This window comes from Lactobacillus sp. 23-2 (genome assembly GCF_044902225.1).
GTDB classification, from domain to species: Bacteria; Bacillota; Bacilli; order Lactobacillales; family Lactobacillaceae; genus Lactobacillus; species Lactobacillus absianus.
On record NZ_JAOQBX010000038.1, the window covers coordinates 1 to 16,577 of the forward strand.

The following is a 16,577-nucleotide window of genomic DNA, read 5'->3' on the forward strand; positions in this document are numbered from 1 at the left end:
GCGTGAGCACTAGCCTATAAAGAAACCCCCGACCTTGGTCGGGGGAGCATGTCATTTGGCTAGCCTGTTTTGCGCATTTTGCCTTAAGCCTGCTTGCTGGCGCCTTTTGGCACCCGGCGGCCGATCAGCCAAACCAGGAGCAGGGCAGCCACGGCTTCAATAGCGATGATCCAGACTCTAGCAGCCAGCTTGGTGCCACCCAGCCAGACGTCGAAGGTGATTGAGCCCAGGACCAGGACGATCATCCAGATCCATTGGGTCCGGTCAAAGGCAATGCCATATTCTTCCTCGCGCCGGCGAATGCCAGGGAAGATGCCGCCCAAGCCGATCAGGACCACGCAGGCGATGATGTTGATGGAGAGCTCATACCACCAAACCCAAGTGCCTTGCTTGACGTCTTGTGGCATGAAGCCCAGGACAGTAGCCACGGCCGTTACGGCCAGGAGGGCAAAGCCGACCCACCAGGCGAAGGTATCGTTTTTGATGTAGCGGTAGACGGATGGGTACTTCTTGGAATTTTTGCCCCGGACCTTCATGAAGGAGTAGAAGATCCAGCAGGTAACGGCTGGAGAGATGATCCCGTTCAGGTTCAAGAGCCAGTTGAAGATGTCGTTCATGTCTGGCAGGAAGATCCCCAGAACCATGATGAAGCCGCTCAGGAAGACGGTCAGGATGTAGCCGTTGATTGGCAGCCCGTCCTTGTTGGTCTTCTTCAAGAACTTCGGCATGTACTTGTCGCCGGTGTCGGAAATCAGCATTCTGGTCATGGCATCCAGCAGGACGGACAAGAGGGCCACGTTGTAGAAGAAGGATGACCAGGCGTAGATGTAGACCAAAAGGTTGCCAACGCCAAACTGCTTGCCCATGGCGCCGAAGACGTAGTATTCACCGTTCATCTTCAAGTCGTTTGGCATGTGGTTGGCATCGATGTAGATCCCCAGGGCGATTGAGCCAAAAATGGTCAAGAAGCAGGTCATGACGGCCAGGGCGATCATGGCCTTAGGGAACTCCCGCTTCGGGTCCTTCATCCGGGTCACGTAAGGGGCAACTAGCTCAGACCCGTTGACGGCATAGATCAGCATCCCGACGGTTGAGAAGTATTTCAGGTCGAACTTCGGGACGATCGTCTTCCAGGTAAATGGCGTAGCGGTCTTGCCGCCCGACTTTGCCAGGCCGGCGAAGGCCAGCAGGACGAAGAGGATGGTCATGATAAACATGGCCCAGCCGCCGATATTGGACAGAACTTCCATTGAGTCGCTGAACTTGTGCTCAATCAAAGTCAAGACAATGAAAATGGCAAAGGTGATTGCCGTAAACATGGCTGTTGACAGGAACTTGGGATTTTCAAACTCGTCAGTCCCGGTCAAGCCCCAGCCGACGTCAACCAGCAGGCAGTTGGCCGTGTCGACCACGTAAGGGATGGAAGCAGCCCAGTAGGTCCAGGCGGTAAAGTAGCCCAGGAACTCCCCGTCGGTTGCCCGGACCCAGGAGGACAGGCCGCCGCCTTCTTTGTTGAAGACGCTGCCCAAGTGACCTACGATCAATGCGTATGGCACCACGTAGAGGAACATCATCAAAATCCAGGAGGTGATAACCGCCATCCCTTGGTTTTGGAAGTTGTACATGATGTCTTCCAGGCCGATAACCGTTACGAAGGCCATCATTGCCAGAGTCGGCCAGGAAATATATTTGCTTTTAATATTTAATTCGTCGTCCATAAAAAATCCTTTCTGTTATGACTGATTGTTTAACAGAAAGCAGCTGCCGGCGACTTGTTTGTTGATTTCATTGCCATCTCCATTTCTTAAGATTTCATAAAATAAAATAAGCATAACCAGTTTACCTACTATTTGTAAGAAGATCAATATTATTTATGCATGACAGCGCTTTTAATTTTGGAAGCAAAATCCTAAAAGCAAGTTAATGAGCAAAAAATGAGAGCACTTTAGCAATTTAGGCTATAATTGGTAAATATTGATCATTGTTGCAAAAATTTTAAGTTCAGAGCATGAGGTGAACGAAGATGGACAAGAAACTCGATACGGCAATTTTCGCGGGCGGCTGCTTCTGGTGCATGGTGCAGCCTTTTGATACCCTGCCTGGAATTGAGAGCGTCGTTGCGGGCTATACCGGCGGCCACGTGGCCTTTCCGACTTATGAAGAGGTCAAAAGCGGGAAAACCGGGCATACGGAAGCAGTCAAGATCACTTTTGATCCCAGCCTGATGTCCTATGAGCAGCTGCTGGGCTACTACTGGCAGGTGACTGACCCAACCGACGCCATGGGCCAGTTCCAGGACCGGGGCGACAACTACCGGCCGGTCATCTTCTACAATTCGCCCGCCCAAAAGGCCGCGGCTGAAAAGTCTAAGGCTGAGCTGGCCGCCAGCGGCCGCTTTGACCAGCCGATCGTAACCAAGATCGAAAAAGCGGGCCCCTTCTATGTGGCTGAAGATTACCACCAAGAGTTCTATAAGAAGAATCCGGAGCGCTACGCCCAAGAAGAGGCTGGCGGCCGGGAGCAGTTTATCAAGGAGCACTGGGGGAAGTAAATGACGGAAAAAAAGCACGGTCTGGTCCTGGAAGGCGGCGCCATGCGTGGCTTGTATACGGTTGGCGTCATTGACGTTTTGATGAAGTACGGGATTACTTTCCCCGCCGCGGTTGGCGTTTCCGCCGGCGTGGCCTTCGGCTGCAACTACAAGTCCCTGCAGCCGGGGCGGGCTCTGCGCTACAACCTGCGCTACGGGGCCAACCCCCACTTTAAGGGCTGGCGGTCCTGGCTGAAGACCGGGGACTTGTATGGGGCGGACTTCTGCTACAAGCAGATTCCGGAAGTCTATGATCCCTTTGACACGGCGGCTTTTGCCCGCAATCCGATGGATTTCTGGTGCGTGGCCACGGACGTGGAGACGGCCCAGCCGGTCTATCACAAGCTCAAGGACGGCAAGCGGCTGGATGCCCGCTGGATCCGGGCTTCATCCTCCATTCCCGTCTTTGCCCGTCCTGTCCAAATTGGCAGCCACCGCTACTGGGACGGCGGAGTGTCCGACTCGATTCCTTTTAGATTCATGGAAAGAATCGGCTACCGGCAGAACGTGGTCATCTTGACCCAGCCGCGCGGCTATCATAAGGAGCCGTCCCGGATTCAGCCAGTCGTGGACCGGCTCTTGAAGCAGTACCCAGCCGTCGTGGACCGCTTGCACAGGCGGTCTTTTGAATACAATGAAGCCCTGGCCCAGATCGCGGCTGAAGAGGCCAGGGGCGAGGCCTTCATCTTCCGGCCCAGCCAGGACATTTCCGTGTCAGCCTTGGAGCACGACTGCGAGACCCTGCTGGGCGTTTACCAGGTCGGCGTCAAGGACGCGGAAGCACGGATTGCTGATTTGAAGGATTTTTTGAAAAAATAAGCTAAAAAAGCCATGAGCATCAACTGCTCATGGCTTTTTGCCGATAATGGCGCGGGCGCTTTTAACTATTTTTGCCTTGAATGCTTTGCCAGCTGCTGGTAGTTGCCCAGCATCCACTTATAATAGCTGGTGCCGTTAGGCATGGTCTCCCGGACCTTGATGATCGGGATGCCCTGCTTTTCTGCCTTCTTGACGAAGGACTTGACCATGTCGGAGCTGGCTTGGGTGTTGTTGACGAAAAAGGCGATCTTCTTTTTGGCGATGTCGGCGTTCATCTTGGCAATGACAGCCGCGCTTGGGTCGGTTTCCTTTTCCGTGGCTTCTTCAAAGTTCTTGTTGCCGATCTTGAAGCCGGTGCGCTCTAAGGCGTAGTCAAACACGGGCTCGCTGACGAAGACCGGTTTTGAGGCCTTGCCATCGATTGAGTCGGCGACTTGGTCGATCTTGGCGATCTTCTTCAAGTAGCTGGCTCCCTGCTTCTTAAAGTAGGCCGCGTGCTTTGGCTGCAGCTTGCCCAGCTTTTTGACCAGGAAGGCCACGTACTTCTTAGGCATGTCCAGGTTGTACCAGATGTGCGGGTTGGCAGAGCTTTCCAGCCCCATCAGGTCTTCGCCGACCTTGGTGACCTTCTTGTCGGAGGCATCTGCCAGACTCTGGATCCAGCTGTCGTAGCCCATCCCGTTGGCGACCACGATGTCGGCGGCGGCAACCGTCTTGGCGGAAGCCGTCGTTGGCCCGAAGTCGTGGGGGTCGGAGTTGCCGTTGGCGATCAGGGCCGTGGCTTGACCGTATTTGCCCACGACTTGCTGGGCGATGTCAGCGTAGATGTTGGTTGAGGTTACGATCTTGATCTGGCTGCCGGAGCTCTTTGGGCTCTTGGCGCAGCCGGCCAGGCAGATAGCGGCCAGCAGAAGCAGCGGCCAGATAAACAGGTGTCTGTGCTTTCTTTGCATGTCTTTTCCTTTCAAGATTTGCAGCCCGCCTGCAAATCATATTAGAATACGGGAAAAAATTGCAAAAGTCAAGGAACAGCTCCTGATTGATGGTAAAATAAACAGCATGAATGATTTTAAGTTTAGCAAAAGAGAAAAAGTCTATCTCCTCCTGGCTCTGGCCGTCTTGGCCATGCTGTTTGTTTCCAGCTCAATGACCTATCATGAGCAGAAAATGAAGCCGGGCTTCATCCACACCTACCTGGGCTGGCTGGAGGATTGGATCCAGCGGCTCAATATCTATTACGGCGGGGTCTGGCACAATGTCAAGACCGACGGGTCAGCTGGCTTTACCCAGTTCGTGGTCCGGAAAACGGCCCATTTTGGCAGCTATTTTTTATATGGCTTGTTTGCCTACTTGGGCTTACGGCGGGTCTTCGTCATTAGCTGGACCGGTCCCTTCTTTGTCTGGGCTACCGCCTTTGCCTTTGCGGCGATGGATGAATTCCACCAGTTTCTGACCGGGGACCGGACGCCGACCGTGCATGACGTGATGCTGGACGCCAGCGGGGCTTGTTTGGCCATTGTCCTGGCGGTCATTTATTACCTGCTGAAAGGGCGGGCTGAGCGAAAAAAGTCGGCTATTTAAGGGAGTAAGCGTTGAATTTCTGCCATACCTGAGTTATGATAAAAAAGTTGACTAGATTAAGATAAAGAAAGAAGGATCCTAAATGTCAGGACATTCAAAATGGCACAATATTCAAGGCCGCAAGAATGCGCAAGACGCTAAGAGAGGGAAAGTCTTCCAAAAGCTTTCTCGTGAAATTTACATGGCTGCAAAGAGTGGTGGTCCTGACCCTTCAGGTAATCCAAGCTTGCGTTTGGTCATGGACAAGGCACGTGCTGTCAACATGCCAAAGGACAACATTCAACGCGCGATCAAGAAGGCTGAAGGGAACTCCGACGAACACTACGACGAAGTAACCTACGAAGGCTACGCTCCAGGCGGCATTGCAGTTTTGGTGGAAGCCTTGACTGACAACAAGAACCGGACTGCTTCTTCAGTTCGCGTTGCCTTCACCCGCAACGGCGGCAGCCTTGGCGCTACCGGCTCAGTTTCTTACATGTTTGACCGCAAGGGCTACATCGTAATTGACCGGTCCACTACTGACGCTGACGAAGACCAAATGTTGATGGACGTTATGGAAGCCGGCGGTGATGACTTGCAGACCAGTGACGATACCTACGAAATCTACACTGATGCCAAGCAATTCACTGAGGTTCGTGACGCTCTGGAAAAGGCTGGTTACAAGCTGGCTGTTTCAGAATTGACGATGATTCCACAAAACACCACGCCAGTTCCAGCAGACAAGAAGGAACAATACCAACACTTGATCGATGCCCTTGAAGACGACGACGATGTATCAAACGTATACACTGCCGCTGCTGATGACGACGAAGAATAATTAAACATGCATTTAGCGAAAGCCGCTTGACGAGAGTCAGGCGGCTTTTTTGGCATCTGGAAAATTTTTTTGAACTTTTTTCGGTAAAATCCGTTTCTTTCGTGTAATAGCTTATAGGACGGAAAAAATAGAGGAGGAACCGTCATGAAAGTCAAAGAAACTGCCGAAAAAATTCTGCGGGCGGCGCTTGCCGCTAGAGCCAGCGATATTTTCTTCCTGCCCAAGGAGGAAAGCTGCGAAGTCAAGCTGCGATCCAGGGAGCCAGTGAAGCTGGAAGACCTGTCCAAGCAGGCGGGAAGCGAGTTGATCAGCTGGTTCAAGTATGCCGCGCAGATGGATATCTCAGAGCACCGGCGGCCACAGGTGGGAGCCATGTCTTTTGACAAGTGCTGGCTGCGCTTGTCGAGCCTGGGCGACTACCGGGGCGAGGAGTCCCTGGTCATCCGGGTGATCTATGGGATCAGTGGAAGCAGGTATTTTTTCCCGGACCAGTTTACCCGCCTGGCCGAATTATGCAAGAAGCGGGGCTTGATCGTCACCAGCGGTCCAACGGGGTCAGGGAAGACCACCACTATGTATGAATTGGCCAGAAGGCTGAGCCAGACCCGGATCGTGATGACAATTGAAGACCCGGTTGAAGTGCATGAGAGCAGCTTCCTGCAGACCCAGGTCAACCTGCCGGCTGGAATCAGCTATGCCAGCCTTTTGAAGGCGGCCCTGCGCCACCGGCCGGATGTCTTGATCATCGGGGAGATCCGCGACGGCGAGACGGCCCATCTGGCCATTGATGCCGCCTTAAGCGGGCACCTGGTTCTGGCCACGGTCCACGCCAAGAGCACCTACCAGACGATTTCGCGCCTGGAGAGCCTGGGGATTGGGACCAATGCCCTGGCCAACTGCCTGACGGCCGTGTCCTACCAGCGGCTTTTGCCGGCTGAAGACGGGCCAGCCTGTCTGCTGGACATTGCCGCAGGGGCGGATCTGGCCCGGGAAGTCGCGCGCGCCAAGCGGTCCGGCTTTGCCAGCTGGGAAGAGCATTTGGCTGAATTATTGGAGGAGGGAAGGATCGATGAAGCAGTTGCAGATCAGTTTGCACAAGGATAGCTTGCGGGGGCAGGAGCAGCTGGAGCTGCTGGAATTTTTGGCGTCAAGCCTGCAAAACGGCTTTTCAATCGCAAAGAGCTTTAAGATGCTGCCAATTCTGTGGCCCAAGCGCGCCGGCCTCTTTAAGCGGATTGACCGGGAATTGGCGGGCGGGAAGTCCTTTGCGGAATGCATGGGGGAGCTTGGCTATTCCAAAACCACGGTGACCCAGCTGAACATTGCCTTGACCCAAGGCAACCTGCAGGAGTCGCTGGCCCAGCTTACCCAATTGCGGCGGATGCAGCGCCGGCAGCTCAAGAAGCTGGAAGGCGAGCTGGCCTACCCGGTCGTCTTGGTCGTGATGATGATCATCTTGCTCGTATTTATGCAGAACTTCGTTTCCGTCCAATTCGCGGAAAGCGGAGACCACACGGGGGACTTGCTGATTTTTGCCCTGGTCGCCTTCTTTGTCCTTTTGCTGACCAGCCTGCTCTTGGTCTTGGGCTATTTGCAAAAGCAGGACTACCAGTCCTTCAAGAAGCTCAGCCAGCTGCCGTTTGTTGGGCCGGCCATCAGCAGCTATGGCCAGTATTTGATCAGCTATGACCTGGGGATGCTGCTGGCCAGCGGCTTCTCATTGCAGAAGATGTGCCTGTTTGCCAGCCAGCAGACTCCTGGCTCTTTGCAGCAGGAGCTCGGCAGCCGCGTGGCCAGGCAGCTGGAAAGCGGGAAGAGCCTGCAGGAGATCATTCTACAGGAGCCCTTCTTGAACCAGAATCTCTTGATCCTGCTCAAGACGGGCAGCGACCGGAAGGAGCTCAGCCAGCAGTGCCTGCTGATTGCCAAGATGCTGTTTGACCGCCTGACCCAGCAAGTGGAGCGCATGATCGTGAATATCCAGCCATTTTGCTTCATCTTGATTGGTCTGGCCATCATCGGCATGTATCTGAAGCTGCTTTTGCCCATCTATGGGAGCATGCAGGGCTTGTAGCCCTGTCCAGCCCTTTTTTCCGTCCTAAGTCCGTATTGTTTTATTGTCAAAATTACTGTCATATTTACCGTTATCTTTTACCGTTATTTTTGTTGATGTTTATTCTATTCCTAAAATTACTCCTTAACCCTAGATGTAAATAATCATGATCATAGAATTGGAGGCAAAACAATGATGCCAAGCAAGAAGCATGAAGAAATTGAGCCCAAGAAGCGCAAGCAGAAGGCCTTTACGCTGATGGAAATGGTTGTCGTCGTGGCGATCATCGCCGTCTTGGTCCTCTTGATCTCGCCAAACCTGTGGACCCAGAAGGAGAGTGCCACCAAGAAGGCTGATGAGGCCTTCATGACGACCCTGCAGACCCAGGTTGAGCTCTACCGCAGCGACAATGACAAGGCGCCAGCCGATTTCGCTGAAATGAAGGACAAGAACTACCTGACGGCCAAGCAGCTCGAGCAGATCAACGAGAAGAAGATCACGCTGGCTGATGTGACCGGCGCGAAGTAGAAATGCGGCGCGTCAAGCCGGCCTTTAGCCTGGCTGAGACCGTGGTCGTACTGGCGATTTTCTTGCTGCTGGTCCAGGGCGGGAGTCTGCAGGTCAAGCGGACGCGGGAGAAGATCCTGTTTGACCAGACCTGCACGGCCGTGCTCCAGACCCTGCAGCATGAAATCCGGGTCGCGGCCCTTAAGCAGCAGACCGTAGTGGTGCACGTGAACAATTCCAGGCACGAATTGCGGGTGACGCATGACGGCCAGACAGCGGAGAAAATCAGGCTGCCGGAAGGCATGACGGTCGACAGCCCGGTCCTTGAAGGCCTGGGGAGTCAGATCAGGAGCGGCGGCTGCATTTCTCCTTATTCAATTAGTTTTAAAGGATATGGCTATGCAAAGAGGTACACGATTCAGCTCATGTGGGGCAAGGTCCGGGAAAAGGACTAGGCAGGGCGGCTTTTTGGCACTTGAAGCAGTGGTGGCTTTGGCGATTGCCTGCATTGCCCTGACGACGACGGTGCAGATTTGCTTGCAGATCCGCGCCATTCAGCAGGCAGAGGCCTACCGGGCCGACAATGCCCTGGCCAGCTACATGCTCAAGCAGACTAAAGAGCCGACGGTGATCGTCCATGATCACCGCTACCATTTGACGAAGGATGGAGACCTATATGATGAGAAAACGAAGCAGATCTGCCCGATCAAGTAGGCGGCCGGCTTTTACTTTGTTTGAGGCGGTGCTGGCAGTCATGGTTACGGCCATCTGCATGTCGGTCCTGTTCAACGTGACCCAGGCTTTGGCCGTGAGCAAGAAGCGGATGCGGAGCGAAAACGCGCTGGCTTTTTCCTACATTCAGCTGGAAAAGTACATGCATAAAGACGCCAAGCGAGTCTACCTGAAGAGCTGCAGCAATTCCGAAGCGGTCATCGGCAAGATCCATAAGGATGGCACTGAAGACAGCTTCGCGATGCGCAAGACAAAGACGACCGGCCGCTTGTACGTTGTCAGCTACATGGAGCTGCTGCCGGCTTTGAACGTGCTGTTTCAACGAAAGGGCAACAATCTGCGCATCATGGTGACTGAGCCGGACTGCCGCACGAGCAACCTGTATTTTGCCCTGGATCCGCCGCCTGAGGAGAAAGAGCAGCATGAGTCAAAGAAAGGACCAGTGGATGAGAAGAAAGAGACCAAACAGAACGAGGGCTAGCGCGTTGCTCAGCAGCGTGCTGGTTCTGACGACCTGTTTAATGTTTATCGAAGCCTACGTGCTGACGGAGCGCTACTACATTCTGGAAGACCAGCTGGTAGTCAAATACCTCCTCGGCAGGTGATTTGCTTGCACGGACTCCTGCCTTTCTTTAAAATTGATTAAGTAACGCAAAGAAGGGTGGACACATGGAAAATATTAATCAGATCACGAAAGTTTTTACGCAATTTTTAGACGCGGTCCAATGCCTGCAGAAGGCCTTGAACGTGCCGATGACGGAAGCCTTGACGGAAAGCTTTGACAACCTGGAAAATCATGATGTCAAGGTGGAAATGGGGGCGCCAGACCCAGACACGGTCGAGCTCCTGAAGGGCAAGTATGCCAGCTTGAACTACGACCAGATGTCCAGCAAGCAGAAGGTGGAGGTCTATAATCTGCTGACCTTGAAGGCGATCAGCGATGAAGACCGCGATGCCAACCAAATGCCAACTCCGCCGATCTTGGCCACGGTGATCACGCTCTTCATGAGCAAGCTCTTGCCAAAGAAAGAGCAGACCATCCTGGATCCGGCCTTGGGCACGGGCAACCTCTTGTACTCCGTGGTCAAGCAGCTAGCCAGCCAGAATCACTCCCAGAATCCATTCAAGCTGGTCGGAATTGACCATGATGAAGACATTCTGAACCTAGCTGACGTTGGCGCCCACTTAAACGGCCTAGACATTGATCTTTACTGCCAGGACGCGCTTTTGCCATGGCAAGGAGGCAAGCCGGAAGTCATTGTCAGCGACTTGCCGGTCGGCTATTACGTCAACGATGAAAATGCCGTGAATTTTGAATTGCGGACCAAGGAAGGCCACTCATACGCCCATGTGCTGCTGACCGAGCAGATCGTCAAGAACCTGGCGCCTGATGGCTATGCCTTTTTGTTGGTTCCAAACAGCATGATTTCCGGCAAGCTTGGCGCGGACTTCATGCCTTGGCTGGCTAACAAGGTGCACCTGCAGTCCATCGTCCAGCTGCCAGAGAAATTGTTCCAAACTAAAGTTAACCAAAAGAGCCTGCTGATCTTCCAGAACCACGGCCAAAGCCAGCCGCCGCGTGAAGTTCTGTTAACCCGGATTGACGATTTGAAGAATGAAGAATCGCTAGTCAGTCTTAATATTAAACTGAACGAGTGGTATACTGAAAATGGCAAATAGTTCTGTGTAGAATCGAAGGAGTTAAAAGTTATGAATAAGATTTTGGCAGTCAACTCTGGTAGCTCATCATTCAAATATAAGTTATTCTCATTGGATGATGAAAGCGTCCTTGCCTCAGGTTTGGGTGATCGAATCGGGATCGATGGCTCAAGCTTTGAAATGAAATTAGCTGATGGGACCAAGCATAAAGAAACGCTTGACCTGCCAAACCAGGAAACAGCCGTACAAGTGCTGCTTGACTGGTTGAAGAAATACGACGTCATTAAAGACGTTAAGGAAATCGTTGGCGTTGGCCACCGGATCGTTAACGGGGCCGAGGTATTCCCAGATTCAGCAATCATTACCAAGGACAATCTGCACAAGATTTTTGAATTGACTGACTTCGCGCCGTTGCACAACCCTGCAGAAGGCCGCGGAATCGAAGCGTTTATGAAAATCTTGCCAGACGTGCCACAAGTTGGCGTATTTGACACTTCATTCCACCAGTCAATGGACGCTGTCCACTACATGTACTCTCTGCCATACGAATACTACGAGAAGTATCAAGCCCGCAAGTTTGGTGCCCACGGTACTTCAATCCGCTACGTTTCAAAGCGCACGGCTGAAATAATGGGCAAGGATTTGAAGGAGCTCAAGATGATCATTTGCCACTTGGGCTCAGGGGCTTCAGTTACTGCCGTCAAGGATGGCAAGTGCTATGACACTTCCATGGGCTTCTCACCATTAGCCGGGATTACAATGGGGACTCGCTCTGGCGACGTTGATCCATCAGTTCTGCAACATATCATGAAGATGGAAGGCATGACTGACTTCAACGAGATGATCAGCATCTTGAACCGCAAGTCAGGCTTGCTGGGAATTTCAGGTCTTTCAAGCGACATGCGTGACATTAGCGCCAACGCGGACAAGAACCCACGGGCGCGTCTGGCTAGGGAAATCTTCATTAACCGGATCGTTCGCTATATTGGGGGCTATGCTGCTGAAATGAACGGCGTGGACGCAATTGTCTTCACTGCCGGCATCGGCGAGCACTCAGATATCGTTCGTGCAGGTGTTTTGAAGAACTTTGGCTACCTTGGCTTGAAGTTTGACGCAGAAGCCAACAAGACCAATGGCGAAAAGTTCATTTCAACGCCAGACTCAAAGGTTGCGGCTTTGATCGTGCCAACTGACGAAGAATTGATGATCGAACGTGACGTTGTCCGTTTGGCTCATCTCAAGTAATTTTCGTTAAGCAGAATATTTGAGGGCATGGGTATTTTCTGGTAAAATACCTGTGTTCTCTATTTATGGGGATGTTTTGGGATTCGACAGGCGTAGATTTGCGCCGATTGCGATTCGTAGGTTACGTCTACGTAAAAACGTTAAACAGTTTAAATTAACTGCAAACGAAAACTCATACGCTGTAGCTGCTTAGTTCAGCCCAGCTGCCAATAGGTTGCCGGCCCGTGGCGACCTTGCGGTATCAACTTTACGGGATACGCTTGGCTATCACGTCTGAATAGTTAAGAAGAGATCATCAGACTAGCCGTTGCTAGTTTGCCCTGTTATATGGCGTTTGGGAGCGGTGAAGTTCAAGTAATATAACTATGATCGTAGAGATTGGTGACAAAATGCGTTTGGACAGGGGTTCAATTCCCCTCATCTCCACTAAGCAGGGCTGTAAGCCTCGATATACCAATATTTTTCCCGCTGGCGGGAACCAAACGGGAACCAAGCAACTGAAAAAGACATGTGATGCTAAGGTCACATGTCTTTTTTTAATCAAATTTAATTTCACGGTCAAACAATTGGCGGATTTCAGTTGTCAAATTGTGCGCGATGAACAAGATCGTTTTATCCGTCTGCAGCAAACGCGAAAGAATTTCTCGCGTGGCGGCTTGATCAATGGCGCTCGTACCTTCGTCAACCAGCAGCAGCTGGCTGTGGTAAAGATAGCTGCGGGCAAGAACTATTTTTTGCCGCTGGCCGCCAGAGATGTTGCTGTCTTCAACAGCAACCCGCGTATTCAAGCCGTCAGGCCAAAGGCGGAGATCCTCACTTAAGTTTACCTGCTCCGCTGTCTGCAGGAGCAATTCCGGATCACTTAAAGCGGGATTGAACATGGTCATGTTTTCAGCAATGCTGCCAGGAAAAAGCCGCGGGTCCTGCGGAAGATAGCCGATTTGACTTAAGTTGGACTGAATTGTCTGGCCATTTTGGTCCAGGTAATGAATTGTGCCGCTAGCCGGGCTTAGTTCACCCAGCAGCAGCTTGAAAAAAGTACTTTTGCCACTGCCGCTGGCACCGCTTAGCAGCACCTTTTCCCCAGGCGCAAGCTTGATGGCGGGATAGGTCAGGGTAAGGTCGGCAAATTCAACAGTCAAGGGACTGCTGGAAAAGCCAGCTGGGGCTTGGCCGCTTTCCGTTTGCTCTGGGACAGGCGTTCTTTGCGCAAGCAGGTCTTGCCGCAACTTGCGGCTGCCGGAAATTTCTCCCAAGTAGTCAGCCGCGTTTTGCAGATTGCCAAAAAAGTCACTGTTAAAGGAATCAATGCTGCTGAGCAGGCCAAAAGCCGTCCAGTGACGGATGACCAGAAAAGCGGTCAGGAGCAGGATCAAGCTACTGCCAAGCGAGTAGGCCAGCTGATTGAGGTAATCCAGTCGGGTGGAGACGGCACTTTTATGCACATGGGCATCTTCCAGCTTTTTGGCCGCCAGACCCGCTTTCTCCTTAAACCAAGCCAAAGACAGGCAGCGGTGCAGGTCGCCAAGGCCGAGCAGCCAGTCGCCAAGAACTTTGAGATAAGCCTGGTTTTGCGCTGCCAGTTTCTGATTGGCTTGGTTGAGCTGCCGGTCAAGCAGGCGGGGCAGATAGATCTGCATCAGGGCGAAAATCAGGCAGGCGATAAAGAGGCTCCAGTGAAAACTGAGCAAGGCACCGCCGGCTGCTAGGACGGTCACGCCAGACTTAAAAGCACTGTAAATATTGCGTAAGTAGTTGATGCTCAGCAAGTCCTCTTCCTTAAGCAGCTGGTTTTGTGCCTGGGCGGGATCGTGTGCTTGCTCATCATTGAAGAGATGCAGGGCAACGTCTTGCCGGATCTGCTGCAGGTAGCTTTGAATCAGCTTTTCCAATAGTAGGTCAGCAGGGCGCTGAAGAGCAGGCAGGCCAACTGCAGGCCGAGCATTTGGGCAAAAAGCAGTGCCTGCCGGCTTCTCAAGGCGTTGAATTCCAGAGTCAGCGCGTAGGAAGAGCCAACCAGCAGCAAGGAACTTAAAGCAGTGGCTAGAAAAAGCAGGCTGCTTTTGAAAGGCTTGTGCAGATAAAATTCTTTAAAATTCATGCTTGCTCCTTTTTGACTAAGGTAATTTCCCGGTCAAAGAGCGCTTTTTGGTCAGGACTAAAATTATGGGCAATGAAAATAATGGTTGCCGGCAATTTGCCTAAAGCTTGCAAAATTTTGTCCTGACCAGCATGGTCAACCGCGCTCAACGACTCGTCCAGCAAGAGCAGGGGGAAGGAGTGGCTCAAAGCCCGGGCCAAGACCAGCTTTTGCCTTTGACCGCCGGAGATGGTCAAATCGTCTAAGGCCAGCTGGCGCTGGGGATCAAGCTTGAGGTCGACTGCTGCCAGACAGTCTTCTGGATCGCAAGCCAGACCGGGCGTGTGCATGGTCACGTTTTCCGCCAAAGTAGCGGGGAACAGGACTGGGTCTTGGGCCAGATAGCCGATTGAGTACGGATCAGGCTGGAAGGCCTGGCCAGCCGCGTCTTTAAAGACAATCTGGCCTTTGTCGGCTTTTAAAGCTCCCATAAGAAGCTTCAGCAGGCTGCTCTTTCCGCTGCCACTGTCGCCAGTGATGAGGATTTTTTCACCGGCATGGATGGTCAAATCAGGATAGGAGATCAGCTGCTTGCCAAAAGTTAATGAAAGCTGCTTGATTTCAAGCTTTGCCATCTGGCTGACCGGCTTCAGGCTGTTCTTCTTGCTGCTCTCTTGCAGGCGCGTGAGCCGCTGCCGCAGGCTCTTGGTAGAATTGAGGTAAGAGTAGCTGCCGGCAATGTTTTCCAAAACTGAAAAAAGATTGCTGGCGAAGTAGCCAGCAGCGATGACGCTCCCCAAGGACATCTGTCCCTTAAAGAAGAGGAAGCCGGCAATTAAGGGGATGCTGACAGTGCCTAGTGCGTTGATGATGCTTTGCAGGCACTGGATCTGGCTGTTGATCTTGCGGCGGCTGACTTGCTTGTCGGCTAGCTGTTTGCCGGACTTAAGCAGGGCTTTTTGATAAGCGCCTTTGGCAAAATAACGGCGCAATTCAGCCAGGCCAGCCGTCCACTCAGCAATAGTCGCTAAAAAGTGCTGGTTGGCAGCTGACATTTGCTCTGTAGCCTGGTTGCTGTATTTTTCCAGCAAGTGGGCAATTGCAAAGGAAGCCGCAGTAGTTAAGAGACTGGCAACAAGCAAGAGCCAGTGAAAAGACAGGAGACTGGCAACAAGCAAAAGCGCGTTGGTGACGTCGCAGATCAAGTAAAAAAGGACGGTCGCGTAATCGTAAGTCAAGGTATCAAGGTCTTGGCTAAAGTGGTTGGTCATCTCGGAGACGCTGGCTGGCTGCTGGTAATAATGATCGGCCAACTTGTTCCTGATGCTGTGCAAATACTGTTGAGTCTGCTTGCTGAACAGGTAATTAGCTCCGTTAAAAGCCAAGTTCAGCACTAAAGCCAGGGAAAACTGGGCCAGAAGCAGACCACAAAAAAGTGGGAAACAGCCGGCAGCGACTTGGTTGACCATTGGCGAGAAAAGATAGGTTGAGGTCACGTCGATGACCTGGGTAGTGACCAGCAGAACGAAGATGATGGCGAAACGGCTTCGGTTGCTGTCGATTATTTTACGTAAAGTCATGGGCAAAAAATTGGTTGTTGTTCAAATCTTTAATCATTTGTTTTAAATCAATAATTATCATTTTTTTGCCATTTGTTGGCAATCCTTTACTAACTTTAGCTTAATTTTACCAACAATTCAACAACAATAATAAAAAACATTAATTATTGTTTAATTATGATTTTGCCTTTTTTGCACCTCACTCATTTTTGATTGATTTTTTATATGCTTTTTTGCTTCCACGCTCCAGATCCTTGTTAAAATTATATTCCTACCAGTTGCTAATGAATAGCAGGTCAAGGTTGTAGCCATCTGGATAAAGATCAGCGGCTTTTCGACGCAATTCCAGCCGCTTGACAGGAATGACAGAGAAATTTTTGTTGACAAAGATTTTAGCCAGGGATTGATTTACGTCTAAAGCGTAGAAAATGCCTTCTTTTTTAAGTTGCTAGCGTAAACAACATCACCTTTGTGGAAATTTATTTTGTCCTTTTTAGCGGTTGCCTTATCTTTCAAAGTAACTTTGCAGCTGCTGAGTGGCAACTGTCCAGCCAAAACTTTTTCAGCTTGGTCAATAATTTCTTTTGGCATGCCTACCTGTTCGGCCTCCTTATAAATGCGTAATATATGGAAACCGGCTAATAATAGTCTATCTGTTCAGGCTAGACAAAGCTTTCTTGCAGGTATTGCCAGTTTTATTACGTTGAGGGCGAGAAAACTTGGCATTTCAATGCCGAGTTGAATCGCCCCCTTTTTTGCTTTAACTCGTGAACATTAGTTCGATATGCGATATAATATAAGCAACTAAAGAACTGCAAATGCTGAAAGGAGGTGCGACTCATATGGTTAAATACGAATTCAGAAATTATGAGCCAGATATCATCCATGGACGAGGCTACGCATACAACCTCAATTACCACATCGTCTGGTGTACC

Annotated in this window: 19 protein-coding genes and 1 other RNA gene; 14 read left to right on the forward strand and 6 right to left on the reverse strand. The window is 51.5% G+C overall.

Annotated features, from left to right (window positions below; all coding sequences use genetic code 11):
- Positions 1-83: 83 nt before the first annotated feature.
- Complete coding sequence (locus tag OCH80_RS09495; protein WP_404540409.1) at positions 84-1,718, reverse strand: APC family permease; 1,635 nt, start codon at positions 1,716-1,718, stop codon at positions 84-86.
- A 305-nt stretch (positions 1,719-2,023) separates the two neighbouring features.
- On the opposite strand from OCH80_RS09495, the gene msrA reads away from it, so the two are divergent.
- Positions 2,024-2,551: a peptide-methionine (S)-S-oxide reductase MsrA gene (gene msrA / locus OCH80_RS09500; protein ID WP_404540412.1), complete on the forward strand. Its 528-nt coding sequence runs from the start codon at positions 2,024-2,026 to the stop codon at positions 2,549-2,551.
- Positions 2,552-3,409 carry a patatin family protein gene (locus tag OCH80_RS09505; protein WP_404540415.1) on the forward strand — a complete coding sequence of 286 codons (858 nt, stop codon included), beginning with the start codon at positions 2,552-2,554 and terminating at the stop codon, positions 3,407-3,409.
- A gap of 65 nt (positions 3,410-3,474) precedes the next feature.
- Here the strand turns inward: OCH80_RS09505 and OCH80_RS09510 are convergent, their stop codons facing one another.
- Complete coding sequence (locus OCH80_RS09510) at positions 3,475-4,362, reverse strand: metal ABC transporter solute-binding protein, Zn/Mn family (protein ID WP_404540417.1); 888 nt, start codon at positions 4,360-4,362, stop codon at positions 3,475-3,477.
- 106 nt (positions 4,363-4,468) lie between these two features.
- On the opposite strand from OCH80_RS09510, the gene OCH80_RS09515 reads away from it, so the two are divergent.
- The 12 genes from OCH80_RS09515 to ssrA all read left to right on the forward strand — a co-directional run bounded on the left by OCH80_RS09515 (position 4,469) and on the right by ssrA (position 12,432).
- A complete protein-coding gene (locus OCH80_RS09515; protein ID WP_154547463.1) occupies positions 4,469-4,990 on the forward strand; it encodes a VanZ family protein in 522 nt (173 codons plus the stop codon).
- Positions 4,991-5,072: 82 nt separating this feature from the next.
- Positions 5,073-5,807, forward strand: coding sequence for a YebC/PmpR family DNA-binding transcriptional regulator (locus tag OCH80_RS09520; RefSeq protein WP_404540420.1), 735 nt, complete (start codon positions 5,073-5,075; stop codon positions 5,805-5,807).
- A 144-nt stretch (positions 5,808-5,951) separates the two neighbouring features.
- The gene (comGA, locus tag OCH80_RS09525) at positions 5,952-6,911 is read left to right on the forward strand and encodes a competence type IV pilus ATPase ComGA (protein WP_404540423.1); all 960 of its coding nucleotides are present in this window, start codon (positions 5,952-5,954) and stop codon (positions 6,909-6,911) included.
- Positions 6,877-7,881 (forward strand): type II secretion system F family protein, encoded by a 1,005-nt coding sequence (locus tag OCH80_RS09530; protein WP_206987499.1) that lies wholly within the window; start codon positions 6,877-6,879, stop codon positions 7,879-7,881. Before comGA ends, OCH80_RS09530 begins: the two co-directional genes overlap by 35 nt.
- 171 nt (positions 7,882-8,052) lie before the next feature.
- On the forward strand, positions 8,053-8,388 hold the full coding sequence (gene comGC, locus OCH80_RS09535) for a competence type IV pilus major pilin ComGC (RefSeq protein ID WP_404540426.1): 336 nt from the start codon (positions 8,053-8,055) through the stop codon (positions 8,386-8,388).
- A gap of 2 nt (positions 8,389-8,390) precedes the next feature.
- Entirely contained in the window at positions 8,391-8,822 is a 432-nt protein-coding gene (locus OCH80_RS09540) for a hypothetical protein (RefSeq protein WP_404540429.1), read from the forward strand.
- Positions 8,823-8,835: 13 nt separating this feature from the next.
- On the forward strand, positions 8,836-9,081 hold the full coding sequence (locus OCH80_RS09545; RefSeq protein ID WP_404540432.1) for a type II secretion system protein: 246 nt from the start codon (positions 8,836-8,838) through the stop codon (positions 9,079-9,081).
- Positions 9,082-9,097: 16 nt separating this feature from the next.
- Positions 9,098-9,580, forward strand: coding sequence for a hypothetical protein (locus OCH80_RS09550; protein WP_404540435.1), 483 nt, complete (start codon positions 9,098-9,100; stop codon positions 9,578-9,580).
- Positions 9,546-9,704, forward strand: coding sequence for a hypothetical protein (locus tag OCH80_RS09555; protein ID WP_404540437.1), 159 nt, complete (start codon positions 9,546-9,548; stop codon positions 9,702-9,704). Before OCH80_RS09550 ends, OCH80_RS09555 begins: the two co-directional genes overlap by 35 nt.
- A gap of 73 nt (positions 9,705-9,777) precedes the next feature.
- The gene (locus OCH80_RS09560) at positions 9,778-10,779 is read left to right on the forward strand and encodes a class I SAM-dependent methyltransferase (RefSeq protein ID WP_404540455.1); all 1,002 of its coding nucleotides are present in this window, start codon (positions 9,778-9,780) and stop codon (positions 10,777-10,779) included.
- Positions 10,780-10,809: 30 nt separating this feature from the next.
- Positions 10,810-12,003 (forward strand): acetate/propionate family kinase, encoded by a 1,194-nt coding sequence (locus OCH80_RS09565; protein WP_404540440.1) that lies wholly within the window; start codon positions 10,810-10,812, stop codon positions 12,001-12,003.
- Between the two features lie 67 nt (positions 12,004-12,070).
- Positions 12,071-12,432, forward strand: a transfer-messenger RNA (tmRNA) gene (ssrA, locus tag OCH80_RS09570).
- A 107-nt stretch (positions 12,433-12,539) separates the two neighbouring features.
- Here ssrA and OCH80_RS09575 read toward each other — a convergent pair.
- The 4 genes from OCH80_RS09575 to OCH80_RS09590 form a co-directional block, all read right to left on the reverse strand.
- Positions 12,540-13,895 carry an ATP-binding cassette domain-containing protein gene (locus OCH80_RS09575; RefSeq protein WP_404540443.1) on the reverse strand — a complete coding sequence of 452 codons (1,356 nt, stop codon included), beginning with the start codon at positions 13,893-13,895 and terminating at the stop codon, positions 12,540-12,542.
- The gene (locus OCH80_RS09580; protein ID WP_404540446.1) at positions 13,883-14,104 is read right to left on the reverse strand and encodes a hypothetical protein; all 222 of its coding nucleotides are present in this window, start codon (positions 14,102-14,104) and stop codon (positions 13,883-13,885) included. Before OCH80_RS09580 ends, OCH80_RS09575 begins: the two co-directional genes overlap by 13 nt.
- Positions 14,101-15,663, reverse strand: a complete 1,563-nt coding sequence (locus OCH80_RS09585) for an ATP-binding cassette domain-containing protein (protein ID WP_404540449.1) — start codon at positions 15,661-15,663, stop codon at positions 14,101-14,103. The genes OCH80_RS09580 and OCH80_RS09585 overlap by 4 nt, the downstream gene beginning before the upstream one ends.
- Positions 15,664-16,056: 393 nt before the next feature.
- The gene (locus tag OCH80_RS09590) at positions 16,057-16,233 is read right to left on the reverse strand and encodes a hypothetical protein (protein WP_404540452.1); all 177 of its coding nucleotides are present in this window, start codon (positions 16,231-16,233) and stop codon (positions 16,057-16,059) included.
- Positions 16,234-16,577 lie beyond the last annotated feature (344 nt).